The organism is Mesorhizobium sp. M0998 (assembly GCF_040318885.1).
In the GTDB taxonomy this organism is placed as follows: Bacteria; Pseudomonadota; Alphaproteobacteria; order Rhizobiales; family Rhizobiaceae; genus Mesorhizobium.
Genome location: NZ_JAMYND010000031.1, coordinates 23670 through 38364 on the forward strand (window position 1 = coordinate 23670; position 14695 = coordinate 38364).

11 protein-coding genes are annotated in these 14695 nt (G+C 62.2%); 3 read left to right on the forward strand and 8 right to left on the reverse strand.

Going from position 1 to position 14695, the window contains the following annotated elements; translation table 11 throughout:
• Positions 1-6: 6 nt before the first annotated feature.
• Positions 7-741 (forward strand): transcriptional repressor LexA, encoded by a 735-nt coding sequence (gene lexA, locus NKH59_RS24810; RefSeq protein ID WP_023674949.1) that lies wholly within the window; start codon positions 7-9, stop codon positions 739-741.
• Here lexA and NKH59_RS24815 read toward each other — a convergent pair.
• Positions 735-3200, reverse strand: a complete 2466-nt coding sequence (locus NKH59_RS24815; RefSeq protein WP_353023390.1) for a ComEC/Rec2 family competence protein — start codon at positions 3198-3200, stop codon at positions 735-737. The two genes, lexA and NKH59_RS24815, sit on opposite strands and share 7 nt — an antisense overlap.
• 96 nt (positions 3201-3296) lie before the next feature.
• Between NKH59_RS24815 and gltX the strand changes: the two genes are divergently transcribed.
• Positions 3297-4718 carry a glutamate--tRNA ligase gene (gene gltX / locus NKH59_RS24820; protein WP_352474272.1) on the forward strand — a complete coding sequence of 474 codons (1422 nt, stop codon included), beginning with the start codon at positions 3297-3299 and terminating at the stop codon, positions 4716-4718.
• A 179-nt stretch (positions 4719-4897) separates the two neighbouring features.
• Positions 4898-6226: a citrate synthase gene (gene gltA / locus NKH59_RS24825; RefSeq protein ID WP_023674946.1), complete on the forward strand. Its 1329-nt coding sequence runs from the start codon at positions 4898-4900 to the stop codon at positions 6224-6226.
• A gap of 97 nt (positions 6227-6323) precedes the next feature.
• On the opposite strand, the gene lpxB is transcribed toward gltA, so the two are convergent.
• The 7 genes from lpxB to rseP form a co-directional block, all read right to left on the reverse strand.
• Complete coding sequence (gene lpxB, locus NKH59_RS24830) at positions 6324-7490, reverse strand: lipid-A-disaccharide synthase (RefSeq protein WP_353023391.1); 1167 nt, start codon at positions 7488-7490, stop codon at positions 6324-6326.
• Positions 7480-8382 carry an LpxI family protein gene (locus NKH59_RS24835; protein WP_352685773.1) on the reverse strand — a complete coding sequence of 301 codons (903 nt, stop codon included), beginning with the start codon at positions 8380-8382 and terminating at the stop codon, positions 7480-7482. The genes lpxB and NKH59_RS24835 overlap by 11 nt, the downstream gene beginning before the upstream one ends.
• A gap of 6 nt (positions 8383-8388) precedes the next feature.
• On the reverse strand, positions 8389-9222 hold the full coding sequence (lpxA, locus tag NKH59_RS24840) for an acyl-ACP--UDP-N-acetylglucosamine O-acyltransferase (RefSeq protein WP_353023393.1): 834 nt from the start codon (positions 9220-9222) through the stop codon (positions 8389-8391).
• A gap of 13 nt (positions 9223-9235) precedes the next feature.
• Entirely contained in the window at positions 9236-9700 is a 465-nt protein-coding gene (gene fabZ / locus NKH59_RS24845; RefSeq protein ID WP_023674942.1) for a 3-hydroxyacyl-ACP dehydratase FabZ, read from the reverse strand.
• Positions 9693-10751, reverse strand: coding sequence for a UDP-3-O-(3-hydroxymyristoyl)glucosamine N-acyltransferase (lpxD, locus tag NKH59_RS24850; protein WP_353023395.1), 1059 nt, complete (start codon positions 10749-10751; stop codon positions 9693-9695). The genes fabZ and lpxD overlap by 8 nt, the downstream gene beginning before the upstream one ends.
• Before the next feature lie 179 nt (positions 10752-10930).
• A complete protein-coding gene (bamA, locus tag NKH59_RS24855) occupies positions 10931-13294 on the reverse strand; it encodes an outer membrane protein assembly factor BamA (RefSeq protein ID WP_352474279.1) in 2364 nt (787 codons plus the stop codon).
• A gap of 217 nt (positions 13295-13511) precedes the next feature.
• Positions 13512-14654, reverse strand: coding sequence for an RIP metalloprotease RseP (gene rseP / locus NKH59_RS24860; protein ID WP_353023397.1), 1143 nt, complete (start codon positions 14652-14654; stop codon positions 13512-13514).
• Between the last annotated feature and the right edge of the window lie 41 nt (positions 14655-14695).

Consider the following 14695-nt stretch of genomic DNA (forward strand, 5'->3'; position numbering starts at 1 on the left):
GTCGCTATGCTGACACGCAAACAACACGAACTGCTTATGTTCATCCACGAAAGGTTGAAGGAAAGCGGTATCCCGCCTTCATTCGACGAGATGAAGGAAGCGCTCGACCTGGCTTCCAAATCCGGAATCCACCGGCTGATTACGGCGCTGGAGGAGCGCGGCTTCATTCGCCGTTTGCCCAACCGGGCCCGTGCGCTGGAAGTGCTACGCCTGCCTGACTCGATCGCCCCCGGCCTCAATGCGGCACGCAAGTTCTCGCCGAGTGTCATCCAGGGCAGTCTTGGGCAAGGCGCCCCTCGGCAAGGCAAGCCGACATCGTCGCGCGTGCCCGCAGCCGGAAATGACGACGATGTCGTCGCCGCCGTTTCGATCCCGGTGATGGGCCGCATCGCTGCCGGTGTGCCGATCGACGCCATCCAGCACCAGACGCATTCGATTTCGGTGCCGCCGGATATGATCATGGGCGGCGAGCATTATGCGCTCGAGGTCAAAGGCGATTCGATGATCGAGGCCGGCATTTTCGACGGCGACACGGTGATCATCCGCAATGCCGATACGGCGAGCCCCGGTGAGATCGTGGTGGCACTGGTCGACGAGGAGGAAGCGACGCTGAAGCGGTTCCGCCGCAAGGGCGCCTCGATCGCCCTGGAAGCCGCCAATCCGGCCTACGAGACGCGCATCTTCGGACCAGACAGGGTCAAGGTGCAGGGCAAGCTCGTCGGACTGATCCGCCGCTACTGAGCTCCGCCCTTGGCGCCGGCTTTGGGGTTGTCGGCCCGGCGGTATGGCGGCAGGCCCCGTGCCGCGCGTGAAAATTTCCGCTGCACGTGCCAGGGCCGGTATGATTTTTCGACGGCGAAGCGGATCTCGGCGCGTGTTGCCGCTTGTGGATCGAAATAGACGGCGGCACTTCCCGCGCGCGCCAGTTGCCGTTTGGTGACGACGAGGACCAGCCGGTCGTAGTAGCAGGGGTTATGGGCGGTGGCGTCGTCGATGACGATCAAGCTGGCAAAGGCGCAGGCTGGCCGCGCAGTATCGCGGTCCTTGGCTTGCGCGATGATCGCGCCGGATGGATGCCTGGCAAGGCAGAGGCCGTCCGTGCAAATGAACGGCATGCCCGGCGGTAGGTCGGCCGGATCGGCAATGTCGAATTGCGGGTCGTTCTTTCCAGGTGTTTCCGGCGCGACGATAGCCTCTGATGTGAGCGCGCGTTTCCAGTTGTCGATGGTGAACTCATTCGGGCGTGCCCGGTTGACCGCGAGTTCACCGCTGCCGATCGACAGCACGACCAGCCGTGCGTCCTCCGAGACCAATACGTCGGGTATGCGTGTCTGCGTTGTCGTCAGCAAGCCGGCGAGCGCAAAAGGAAGTGCCGCCAGCCGCAACCACGTCGTCGCCATGCTGGCAATGACGAGGGCGATCGTCACCAGAAGGACGGATCTCAGCGAAATCAGCCCGACCGCATCGATCGGCGAGCGCTCCGAGATCCACCCGGACAGGGCGATCATCGCCGTCAGCCCCTTGCCCATGACATAGAGGAAAGGGCCATCCGCACCGAACGGCATCGCCAGCGCGCTGAGAACGGCGAAGGGCATGACGACCAGTGAGACGATGGGCATGATGGCCAGATTGGCGAACAGGCTGAGCGGCGCCACGCGCTGGAAATGCCATATGGCGAAAAGCGCCGTGGCGCTCCCTGCAATGGTCGAGGTCATCGCCAGACCGCACATGCCCAGCAGGACCTTTCGCGTGGCAAGGCGTAGCGGCGACTTCCGCGGCGGCGGCGTGGTGGCCCTCCCGGCGCGGTAATCGGACCAGCCTGCATAGGCGCCGACAAGGGCCGCCGTCGCGGCGAAGGACATCTGGAAACTCGGACCGACCACCTCGTGCGGCGACACCAGGATGACCGCGATGGCCGAGATCGCCAGGTTGCGCATGGTGAGCGCGGCCCGGTCGAACAGCACGGCGATAAGCATCACCGCCAGCATGATGAAGCTGCGTTCGGCCGCCACGACAATGCCGGAAAAGACGAGGTAGGCCGCAATCGAAAAAAGCGCGGCGGCCGCGGCATATTTCTTGACCGGCCGTCGCGATGAGAAATCGGGAAACAGCGCGAAGGCACCCCGCAGCAGCGCCATGATGGTGCCGGCGACCAACGCCATATGCAGCCCCGAGATGGAGATGATGTGGTAGATGCCGGTGCGCCGCATCGCTTCGTTGATCTCCTCGGGAATGCCGGCGCGCACGCCGACGATCAGAGCAGCAGCAATCTCGCCCTCGGCACCGCCGATGCGGCTGCGGATATGGTCGGCGATGGATTCACGCGCGTCTTCGATCGCGGAAGAAAGCTGCGCGGCAAGCGGCATGCTGTCCGACGACACGATTTTCGGATTGCCGAGAAAAAAGCCGCTGCCGCCGATACCGGCGAAATAGCTGTCGAAGGAGAAATCATAGCTGTCGGGCCGCACCGGGCCGGTCGGCGGCAGCAGCCGCACATAGCCGGTGATCTCGGAACCGGCGGTCAGCTCAGCCGGTATCTTCATCGCCGAAACGCGGACCCGTTCCGGCATGTAGCGCAGTGTCGGCCTGGCGGTTGAGATCACATCGATTGTCAGCCTGATGCGGCCGCTCGCCATGGGCTCGTACGATACGACGCGACCCGTCAGCCGCGTCGAGATTTCGGAGCCGAGCATATGCGTTCCGACACGCCATGTTTCGAACTTGGCGGCAAGTACGCCAAGCGCGCAGAGCAGCGCCACCATGAAGCACAGGCGCGTCCTGGGCCATGACCGCGAGACGACGGCACAAAGGGTCGCGAGGAGCGCGATTGCGATCGGCTGTGGAAAGGCCGGCTCCACCGACAGCCCGAAATAAACGACCACCCCGCATGCGAGGAACACCGGCACCAGCAGGAAGGCGATGCCGCGGTCGAGTTCCAGACCGGCCGCTGTGGTTACGCTGTTGCGGATACGGGACGGTGACGGGAGGCGGAAACGCCTGCGCAGGCGTACGATAGGCTCGCCCGCGGGCACGAGAACCGTTGCTGGGTCGCTGGCCGGCAGCGACGGAGCATCGAAGCGCGGAGCAGGTAGCAATGCCGGTGCCGGCAGGACAGGCGGGGGAGCGGCAAACAGCAAGCGTTCGCTGACGTCGCTGCCAACGTCCTCGCCCTCGCCCGCACCACGGCCTCGCACAGCCATCGGGTCTGCCCCTTGCGCCCTCGACCTCCTATGCTACATGAACGCGCAACGCGCGAAAGTCCGCAAACCCACTTCCTTCGCCCGCCTGAGAGTTCCATGCCCGATAAGGTCGTCACCCGTTTTGCCCCCTCGCCCACCGGCTATCTGCACATTGGCGGCGCGCGCACGGCGCTGTTCAACTGGCTGTACGCCAAGCACACGGGCGGCACGATGCTGCTGCGTATAGAGGATACCGACCGTGAGCGGTCGACGGATGCGGCGACGGCAGCCATTCTCGACGGGCTTTCCTGGCTCGGACTCACCTGGGACGGCGCGCCTGTCTCGCAGTTCGAGCGCGCGCCGCGCCATCGCGAGGTGGCCGAGGAGCTGGTGCGCGTGGGCAAGGCCTATTACTGCTACGCGACGCCGGCGGAGCTGGAGGCGATGCGCGAGGCAGCGCGAGCCAAGGGGCTTCCGCCCCGCTATGATGGGCGCTGGCGCGACCGCGACCCGTCGGAGGCGCCGCCCGGCGCCAAGGGGGCGATCCGCATCAAGGCGCCGACAGACGGCGAGACGGTGGTGCATGACCGCGTCCAGGGCGACGTGCGCTTTCCCAACAAGGATCTCGACGATTTCATTATTCTGCGCTCGGACGGCAATCCCACCTACATGCATGCCGTCGTCGTCGACGATCACGACATGGGCATCACCCACATCATCCGCGGCGACGATCATTTGACCAACGCCGCACGCCAGACCGTAATCTATCACGCCATGGGCTGGGAGGTGCCGTCGATGTCGCATATCCCGTTGATCCACGGTGCCGACGGCGCCAAGCTGTCGAAGCGGCACGGTGCGCTTGGCGTCGAAGCCTATCGCGCCATGGGCTACCTGCCGGAGGCGCTGCTCAACTATCTGGCGAGGCTTGGCTGGAGCCACGGCGACGATGAGATCATGTCGATCGCCGACATGATTACATGGTTCGACATTGGCGACGTCAACAAGGGCGCCGCCCGTTTCGACTTCGCCAAGCTCGAGGCGCTTAACGGCGTGCATATGCGCCGGATGAACGACGCGGCGCTGCTCGACATCTTCATCGCCACTCTGCCCTATCTAGAAGGCGGCCCGGCAATCGCCGCTCGCCTCGACGACAGACGCAGGGCGCAACTGCTTGCCGCGTTGCCGGGCCTGAAGGAGCGCGCCAAAACGCTGGTCGAACTTGTTGAAGGGGCTGCATTCCTTTTCGTCGAACGGCCGCTGCCGGTCGACGAGAAGGCGGCGGCGCTGCTCAGCGGTGAGGCGCGCGCGATCCTGCGGGGCGCTCATGCGGCACTAGCCACGGTTTCGGAGTGGTCTGCCGCCTCAGCCGAAGCCGCGATCCGCGACTATGCGCAGGCCGCCGGCCATAAACTCGGCGCCGTGGCCCAACCTTTGCGCGCCGCGCTCACCGGCAAAAGTACCTCGCCAGGTGTCTTTGATGTGCTTGCCGTGCTTGGCCGCGAGGAAAGCCTGGCGCGGATCGCTGATCAAATCGATTAGCAAACTGGCCCAAGAAGATTGGCATTGAAAGGTGTGTTTCGCAGTGCAACATTGGGTCTTGGCCTAATCTGCCGCGCAGATTCAATTGCGGGCGCAAATGTGCGTATTCCGATGCTTTTGACGTGTTGGGTTCAGATATTTTGCCTTTGCCGGCCTGAGGAAACAAAAAGGAGTTTGCTATGACCGAACCTGCGACAAAAATGGAATTTGGCGGCAAAACCCAGGCATCGACGGCCAAGCTGGAACTCGGCGGCAAAACCCATGAATTCAAGATACGAAGTGGTTCGGTAGGACCTGACGTCATCGATATCGGTTCGCTCTACAACACCGCCGGCGTCTTTACCTACGATCCCGGTTTTACGTCGACGGCGAGCTGCGAATCGGAAATCACCTTCATCGATGGCGATGCCGGCATTCTTTTGCACCGCGGCTACCCGATCGACCAATTGGCCGAGCACGGCGACTTCCTCGAAGTCTGCTATCTCTTGCTCTATGGTGAACTCCCGACCAAGGCGCAGAAGGACGATTTCGACTACCGGGTGACGCGCCACACTATGGTGCATGAGCAGATGTCGCGCTTTTTCACCGGCTTCCGCCGTGATGCGCATCCGATGGCGGTGATGTGCGGCGTGGTCGGCGCGCTGTCGGCCTTCTATCACGATTCCACCGATATCTCGGACCCCTATCAACGCATGGTCGCGTCAATGCGGCTGATCGCCAAGATGCCGACGATCGCGGCGATGGCCTATAAATACCACATCGGCCAGCCATTCATTTACCCGAAGAACGAGCTGAATTTCGCAGCCAATTTCCTGCATATGTGCTTCGCCGTGCCTTGCGAGGAATACAAGATCAATCCGGTGCTGGCCCGCGCGATGGAGCGCATCTTCATCCTGCACGCCGATCACGAACAGAACGCCTCGACTTCGACCGTCCGCCTGGCCGGCTCGTCGGGCGCCAATCCTTTTGCCTGTATCGCTGCCGGCATCGCCTGCCTGTGGGGTCCCGCACATGGCGGCGCCAACGAGGCAGCCCTGAACATGCTGGGCGAGATCGGTCATGTCGATCACATCCCGGAATTCATTGCGCGCGCCAAGGATAAGAACGATCCGTTCCGATTGATGGGATTTGGCCACCGCGTTTACAAGAATTACGATCCGCGCGCCAAGATCATGCAGAAGACCGCGCACGAGGTCCTGGGCGAGCTCGGCATCAAGGACGATCCACTGCTCGACATCGCCATGGAGCTGGAAAGGATCGCACTGACCGATTCCTATTTCATCGAGAAGAAGCTCTATCCGAACGTCGATTTCTATTCCGGCATCACGCTGAAGGCGCTGGGCTTTCCCACCACCATGTTCACCGTGCTGTTCGCGGTCGCCCGCACCGTCGGCTGGATCGCGCAGTGGAAGGAGATGATCGAGGACCCGCACCAGAAGATCGGTCGCCCGCGCCAGCTCTATACCGGCGCGCCGGAACGAGACTACGTACCAATCGCGAAGCGGTGAATGGTGAATGGTGAATGGTGAATGGTGAATGGGAGTAGCGAAGCGTCGCTCCCTGTCCATAGAAACCACTATTCACAATTCACTATTCACAATTCACTCACTTCCTCACCATCCCCATCACCACACCCGCGGCAATCTCGCCTGACGGTTTGGCGGTTGCCATACGCCCGGCAATGTCGGCAAAACCGTGCTTCTGCCAGGTGCGGTAGGCGGTATCGGAGAACAGCGCTTCCAACTGCCGCGCCAGATAATGCGGCCGCACATATTGATTGTAGTGTTCCGGCACAACCGGCCGGTCGGCAATGAGATTGGGCAAGGCTGCGCTCCATACTTTGATCAGCGGCTGCGCCATGCGCATGACCGGATCGAGCCGGTAGCAGGAGATCATCGGCACACTCGCCAGTGCCAGTTCCAGCGATACCGTCCCCGACGCGATCAGCGCCGCATCGGCCTTGCCGAAGGCCTGCCATTTGCGTTCGGCATCAAGGATGACCTCCGGCTTCTCGTCCCAGCTCGCGACCGAGGTCCTGACCAGGTCGGCGACGTGCGGCACCGTCGGTACCAGCAGGCGCAAGCGGTGCCCGCGCGCCCGCAGGATCGACACCGTCTCGCCGAACGGCCCGACCATGCGTCGCACCTCACCACGACGCGAACCTGGCAGTACAAGCAACGTTTTGACGTGATCTGCGGACAGGTCACGCGGCTGCGCCTGCGCCCTGGCGGCACTGATTATGCCCGGATCGTGTGCAAGGCGATGCCCGACATAGGTGCCGGGCGGCCCGCCCAGGCGAGCGAGTTCCTTCACCTCGAACGGCAGGATGCAAAGAATGTGATCGACATATGGCTTCATCGCCGCCGCCCTGCCCGGCCGCCACGCCCACACGCTCGGGCAGACATAGTGGACGATCGGGATAGTCGGATCGGCGGCACGCACCTTCTTGGCGACGCGCAGCGAGAAATCCGGACTGTCGATGGTGATAAGGCAATCGGGCTTTTCACCGGCAATCGCGCTTGCCGTCTGGCCGATCCGCCGCATCAGGCGCGGCAGGTCGCGCAGGATGGCGCTAAGCCCCATCAGTGCGATCTCGCTGCCGTCGAACAATGGCGCCAGGCCGAGCGCCTGCAAATGGCGGCCGCCGATGCCGACAAGCCGAACTTCGCGCCCGGTCATGCGCTTGAGCGCCTGCACAAGGTCGGCGCCAAGTAGGTCGCCGGACTCCTCGCCGGCGACGACGGCTATCTTCAACGGCCGCTCATTCGCCATGCGCCGGCTCCGTAGCAGGCAGGCCAATCACGAACAGGCCGAGCGCATTGGCACGTCCGATGGTGGCGGGACCTTCGAGCACCAGCGAGCGACCGGCTTCGACGGCAATGCCGGCCAGTCCGGCGGCATGCGCCGCCTCGACGGTCAGCGGGCCGATGGAGGGCAGATCGGCACGCAGTTCCTGACCGGGCTTGGCGCATTTGACCAGAACACCGCGGCTCCCGCCGGCCAGCCTGCCGTGCCCGCGCAACTCCCTTGTCCGCTCGAGCAGCCCGTCGGTGCCTTCGACGCCTTCCAACGCAATGGCGCGGCCGCCGACCGCAACAGCCGCTTGGCCGATATCCAGCGCGCCGATGGCTTTTGCCGCCGCGTGCGCCGCCTCGATGTCGCGCCAGTCGGATTTGCGTGGCGCCGCCTTGGTCAGCAGGCCTTCGGCGGCGACCAGCTCCGGCACGATCTCGTGAGCGCCGATGACCTTGATGCCGCTGCGCTCGATCCTGCGGACGAACAGTTTCAGCACCGTATCGTCCCCCCGGGTTACACCGACGAAGAGGCTGGGTAGCCACGCGAGCAGGCCCAAATTGAGGCGCATGGCGCTCAGCCTGGGGCGGCGCGTGATATGACCCGCGGTTACGAGATGCGTGACGTGGTGCCGCTTAAGGATCGGCAGCAGCGAGCCGACGTCTTCCAGCCTCAAGGTTGCCTGCTCATAGGGCTCGAAATCGGCTATGCGATCGACCTCGCCGGCCGCCATCACGACGAAGGGCAATTTGCCTTGCCGGGCGAGCGCTCGGGCAATTTCGACCGGGAGACTGCCGCCGCCGGCGATGATGCCGACCTTGGCATCTGGCGCGAGATCAAGGCCCTTTCCGGCAGCCTCAATCTTCGTCATCTGCCCTCAGTCTTCATCATCGGTATCGTCGCCGTCGCTACCCTTGAGCGACGGCACGGCGTAGTGCCGCTTGCCGCGACCAGCGATGAAGTCGACGATTTTCATGGCAGTCGGCGACGAGGCGAATTCCGCCTTGGCGAATTCGATGTTCTCGCCGACGGTCCGGGAGCGATCGAAGATCGTCTTGTAGGCTTTGCGCAGCAAGTGGATCTCCGGACGCGGCAGGCCGGCGCGCTTCAGGCCAATGATGTTGAGGCCGCGAAGGCTGGCACGGTTGCCAACGGCGATGGCGTAAGGAATGACGTCGCCGACGATCGCCGAGCAACCGCCGAGAAAGGCGTTATCGCCGATGCGGACAAACTGATGAACCGCGGTAAGGCCGCCGATGTAGACATTGTCACCGACTTCGCAATGCCCGCCTAACGTCGCTTGATTGGCGAAGGTGGCGTTCTTGCCGACCACGCAGTCATGGGCAATATGGGCATAGGCAAGGAAATTGCCGTTGTCGCCGATCGTCGTCTCGCCGCGGCTGGAATCGGTGCCGACATGCATGGTGACACCTTCGCGGATCGTGCAGTTCTCGCCGATCACCAGCGTGGTACGGCCGCCCTTGTGCTTGGTGTTCTGCGGCGGCCCGCCCAGTATCGCCATCGGATAGACCTTGGTCGATGCACCGATGGTGGTCGCGCCAATCACCGAGACATGGCTGACCAGTTCGACGCGGTCGCCGATCACGGCGTCGGGGCCGACGTGACAGAAGGGCCCGATGCGGGCGCCTTCGCCGATTTGGGCGCCTGCCTCGATGACCGACGATGGATGGATGACTGTCTGGATTTTCATTAGCATTCGTTTGTCAGCCGCTTGCGACCATCATCGCCGAGATCTCGGCTTCCGCCGCCTTGGCGCCATCGACGAGGGCCTCGCAAGCGAATTTGAGAAGATTGCCGCGTTTCTTGATTTTCTTCACATGAATTTTCAGCTGGTCGCCTGGAACGACCGGCTTGCGGAACTTGGCATTGTCGATGGTCAGGAAATAAACCAGCGACGGCTTTTCCGTACCAAGGCTGCGGATGCAGATGGCGCCGGCCGTCTGCGCCATCGCCTCGATGATCAGCACGCCGGGCATGACCGGCTGGTCGGGGAAATGACCTTGGAAATGCGGCTCGTTTATGGTGACGTTCTTGATGCCGATGGCGGATTCGTCGCCATCTATGTCGACAATACGGTCGATCATCAAGAACGGATAGCGGTGCGGCAGGAGCTTCATCAGCCGCATTATGTCAACCGCTTCGAGCGTCGCCGCTGCGATGTCAGCCATTTCCCCCCTCACCCTGTTTGCGCGTCCGTGCAAGTCTGCGCAAGGCCGCTATCTCGCGCATGGCTTCCGCCATCGGCTGCGCCGGATATCCTCCCCAAATCTCACCGGCAGGCACATTGCTCATAAACCCGCTTCTTGCCGCAAGCTTGGCCCCGGACCCGATGGTCAAATGATCCGCAAGGCCGACACCGCCACCCATGGTGACGTTGTCGCCTACCGTCACGGAACCGGAAATACCCGAAAGCCCGGCTATAATGCAATTGCGGCCGATGCGAACGTTGTGCGCGATCTGCACCAGATTGTCGATCTTGGTGCCCTGGCCGATGATCGTGTCGGACATGGCGCCGCGATCGACGGTCGTATTCGACCCGATCTCGACGTCGTCCTGGATGATGACACGGCCGATCTGCGGAACCCGCTCCGGACCCTTGGCGCCGGCCACGAAACCGAAGCCATCCTGGCCGATCCTGGCACCGCCATGGATGATGACGCGATTGCCAATCAACGCATATTGCACGCTGGCACCTGGACCGACATAACCGTCGCGGCCAATCTGCGAGGACGGACCGATGACCGCATGCGGGGCAATGACGGTCCCGCTGCCAATGGCAGCGCGAGGTCCGATGATCGCACCCGCTTCGATGATCGCACCGGCCTCGACATGGGCGGTCGCATCGATATGGGCGTGCGGCGAGATACCGGTTTCGCCGGTCATCGGTCCAGGCGTTGCAGCCGCCGGAAAAAGCAGACGCCCGACCATTGCGAAGGCCTGCTGCGGGCGCGGATGCACCAGCACCGCGATGCCCGCCGGCGCCTTGCCGGCAAATTCGGCAGGGCAGAGAACCGCCGCCGCCCGCAGTGACTGCATCAGGGCGAAATTGCGCCTGCCATCGACGAAGACAAGGGCGTTCTCGCCGCCTTCGTTGGCGGGCGCCAGAGCCTCGATCGATACATCGGAGAGACCGGAATCAACAAGCATCGAGCCGGTCAGATTCGCGACTTCGCCGGCCGTATACCGGCGTGAGGGCGCGAAGAACACCGGATCGGTCATTCCAGAAGCAATATCCAGCTAGCGCATGACCCCGAAATCGGAAATCGACCCTCGGAAAGGATCATGCGCAAATCAAAATGCTACAACGTCCTTTGCGCGTCCGATAGGACGCGCTGCGCTGTAGTGTCGGATCACTGCCATCCGGATCCAAACGAGCCGGAAGCATCATTGCCCGCACATCAGAAGCGGGTCGATATGCCGAAGTTGAATTCCTGCACGTCGTCGGTCTTTTCCTTCTTGACCGGGATCGCATAGTCGATGCGGATCGGGCCGAAAGGCGATGCCCACATCAAACCGACACCGACGGAAGCGCGCCATTCCATGCCGGTTGTCGAAGAATTGACAAGGCCACTTGCGATTTTGCTGCCGTAGAGCGTTGCCGCATCGGCGAACACAGCGCCACGCAAACCGAAGCTTTCGGGGATGACCGGCAGCGGGAACTGAGCTTCCGCCGAGGCATTGAAGTAGGTGGTGCCGCCGAGATGGTCATTGCTGTTGTCCGAAGCAACCGGGCCGATGCCGCCGTATTCGAAACCGCGGATCATACGGTCGCTGCTCTGGAAATGGTCGAAGACGCGCAGATCGCCGTTGCCATAGCCTTGGACATGGCCGGCGCCGCCCGAAATGAGGCCCACCAGGTCCAATTGTTCGGACAGCGTCTGATAAATGCTGCCGCGCGCCGTGACCTTGATGAACTTGGCATCGCCGCCGACGCCAGCCACTTCGGTGCCGACATTGGCATAAATACCGTCATGCGGGTTCTTCATGTCGTCGATGGTATTGTAGATCAGGCCGAGGCTGACCGAGGACTTGAGCCATGGGCTCTCTTCAACGCCGTTTACGATCGCCTGGGAGACGTCGCAGGTGCCACCATTGATAACGGGAACGCAGCCCTCGTCGAACTCGTACTTCTCTTGCGCAATATTATAAGCCAGCTGCGTTGAGATATTGTCGGTGATCGGCAGACCGAAGCGGACGGTCGCGCCTGTCGTGTCGCTGTCGTAATGGTCGTAGTTTCGGCTCTGCTTGTAGATGTCGAAGCCGGCCGCGATCCGGCGGCCGAGGAAATAGGGTTCGGTGAAAGAGAAGCTGTAGTCGCGCGAGTTCTTGCCACCGCCCGCCGCCACCTTGATGAATTGGCCGCGACCGAGGAAGTTGCGCTCACTGACGGAACCTTCGACGGACGGACCTGACGTTTCACCGCCGCTCGAATAACCGGCGCCGACCGTGAACTCACCGGTCGATTTCTCGACCACATCTACCACCAGCACAACCTGGTCCGGCTCAGAACCCGGAACGGTGGAAATTTCGACTTTTTCAAAATAATCGAGCGCTTCCAGCCGCCTCTTCGCGCGCTGGATGAGCACCTGATTGAAAGCATCGCCTTCGCTGACATCGAACTCGCGGCGAATGACGTAGTCGCGCGTCCGATCGTTGCCGCGAATCTCGATGCGCTCGATATAGGCCTTGGTCCCCTGATCGACCGTATAGACGACCGAGATCGTGTGGTTCTCGAAGTTGCGGTCGCCGCGCGGCGTCACCTGGGCGAAGGCATAGCCGGATCCAGCGACCTTTTCGGTCAAGGCGATGATCGTGTCCTCGACGTTCTTGGCGTTGTAGACATCGCCCTTGTGGGTCTCGACCACCGATTCAAGTGACTTGGCGTCGACCTCGGGGATCGTGCTTTCGACGCTGACATCCCCGAACGTATAACGCTCGCCCTCCTGTACCGTGATGGTGACGGTGTATTTGTTGGTGGTGTCGTCGAGTTCGCCGACAGCCGAGACGACCTGGAAGTCGGCATAGCCGTGATTATAATAGAAGCGGCGCAGCAGCTCCTGGTCGGCGCGCAGCTTGTCCTCGTCATAAACGTCGTCGCGCAGCACGAACGACAGGAAGGACGAACGCTTGGTGGAGATGATGTCCGACAGCCGGCGGCTCGAATAGGCGCTGTTGCCGACGAAATTGATCGCTGCGATCTGGGTGCGGCCGCCTTCGTTGATGTTGAAGACCACGTTTACCCGGTTGTCGCCGAGATCCATGATCTGGGTGGTCACGGCGGCATCGTCGCGGCCGATACGCCGGTATGCGGCCTTGACCGCCTCGACATCGGCATCGAGCTGCTGTTGCGAGAAGGTGCCGCGCGGCTTCAATTGCACCGCGGCCTCAAGCGCGTTGTCCTTGAGCTTCTTGTTGCCCTGGAACAGCACCTGGTTGACGACCTGGTATTCGGACACCTTGATGACCAGCGTCGATCCGACCTGGTTGATCTGCACATCCGAAAACAGCCCGGTGCCAAACAGCGCCTTGACCGCATCGTCGATATCCGAACTGGAAAACGCCTTGCCGGGCTTGATCGTCACGTAATTGCGGATGGTGTCCGCGTCGACACGCTGATTGCCGGTGACTTCGACTCTGGAGACGACAGCCGCCTCGGCGGCCGATGTGGCAACGAACTGCACTGCGAGCGCGCCTGGTACAACCAGAGCGGCGGACATAGCCACCGCGGACGCGGCGCTCAGAAACTTGGATGCTGCCTTCATCGGGCTTTTGTACCTTTTCTCGAAGTCCCCACGGCGAGAAAACCGGACGTGCGGTAATTTCCCCTACCGTATTAACCGGATTTTCCCTACACGCAAGGCTTCTGGTTAATTTGTATTTACTTAACCCTGCGGCGTGGCTTTCGCGTCACGCATATCCCCACGCATGGTAAACGGCGTCTCAACATTGCTCGTGCCGAAGCCAAATTCCTTCATGATTTCAGCACCCAAACAGATCGTTCCAGAAAACAAAGCCCATGAACCCGAGCACCAATATGAGGCCGCTTCGGTAAGCCATTTCCATCATGCGTTCGGACACCGGCCGCCGGATGACAGCCTCCACGCCGTAGAACAGAAGATGCCCTCCGTCGAGGGGGGGAATCGGCAAAAGATTGAGAATCCCTATCCCGACTGACAGGAATGCAACAAGCTGCACGAGCCATTCAAAGCCGAGCTTTGCCGCCTGACCCGACATCTTGGCGATCTTGATGGGGCCGCCCAGCTGGCACTTGTCCTCGCGACCGACAACGAAACGTTGCAGGAACTGGCCGGTACGCTGGATGACGTGTCCGGTTTCCTGGACCGCTGCCCCGACCGCCCCGGCCGGACTATAGGTGATCAGCCGTGGCTGGCCGAGTTCCTTGTTGTTGACGACACCGATCACGGCTACCTGGACCTTGTTGCCCAGTGCGTCTTGTTGTTCCATCGAGCGCGGCGTCGCCGTGACGGTGATTTCCTTGCCGGCGCGTAGCATGACGAAGGTGATGCTGTCGCCGGCGCGGCCAGAGACCAGACGCTGGACGTCGGCAAAGGTCTCGACCTTGCTGCCGTCGACGCTGACGAATCGGTCGCCGGGCATGATGCCGGCCGCGGCGGCCGGACTGCCGACAGTGACCTCAGCCACCATCGGCTCCAGCACGGGCCGGCCATGGACGGAAAACAGCACGGCAAAGACGGCGATCGTCAGCAGGAAGTTGAACAGCGGCCCCGCCACGACGGTCGCCGCGCGCTTCCAGATCGGCTGCGTGTGGAAGGCCACCTTGCGTTCTTCGTCGCTCAGCGCCTCGATCTCCTCCGAGTTGGGCTGGCTCGACGTCGCGTTCATGTCGCCGACGAACTTGACGTAGCCGCCGAGCGGTATGGCGCAAAGCTTCCAGCGCGTGCCGCGGCTATCGTTGAAGCCGATGATCTCTGGGCCGAAACCGATCGAAAAGGCTTTTGCGCCGATACCGCACCAACGCCCGACGAGGTAATGGCCCATTTCGTGGACAAAAACGACCACGGTCAGCACGAACAGGAAAGGCACCAGCGTGCCGAGGACAAAGCCCTCTGTGCTGAAAACCGCGTGAAAAATCTCGTTCAATTCATGCCCTCAAATTCATCCACGGCACAGATCATGCCGCG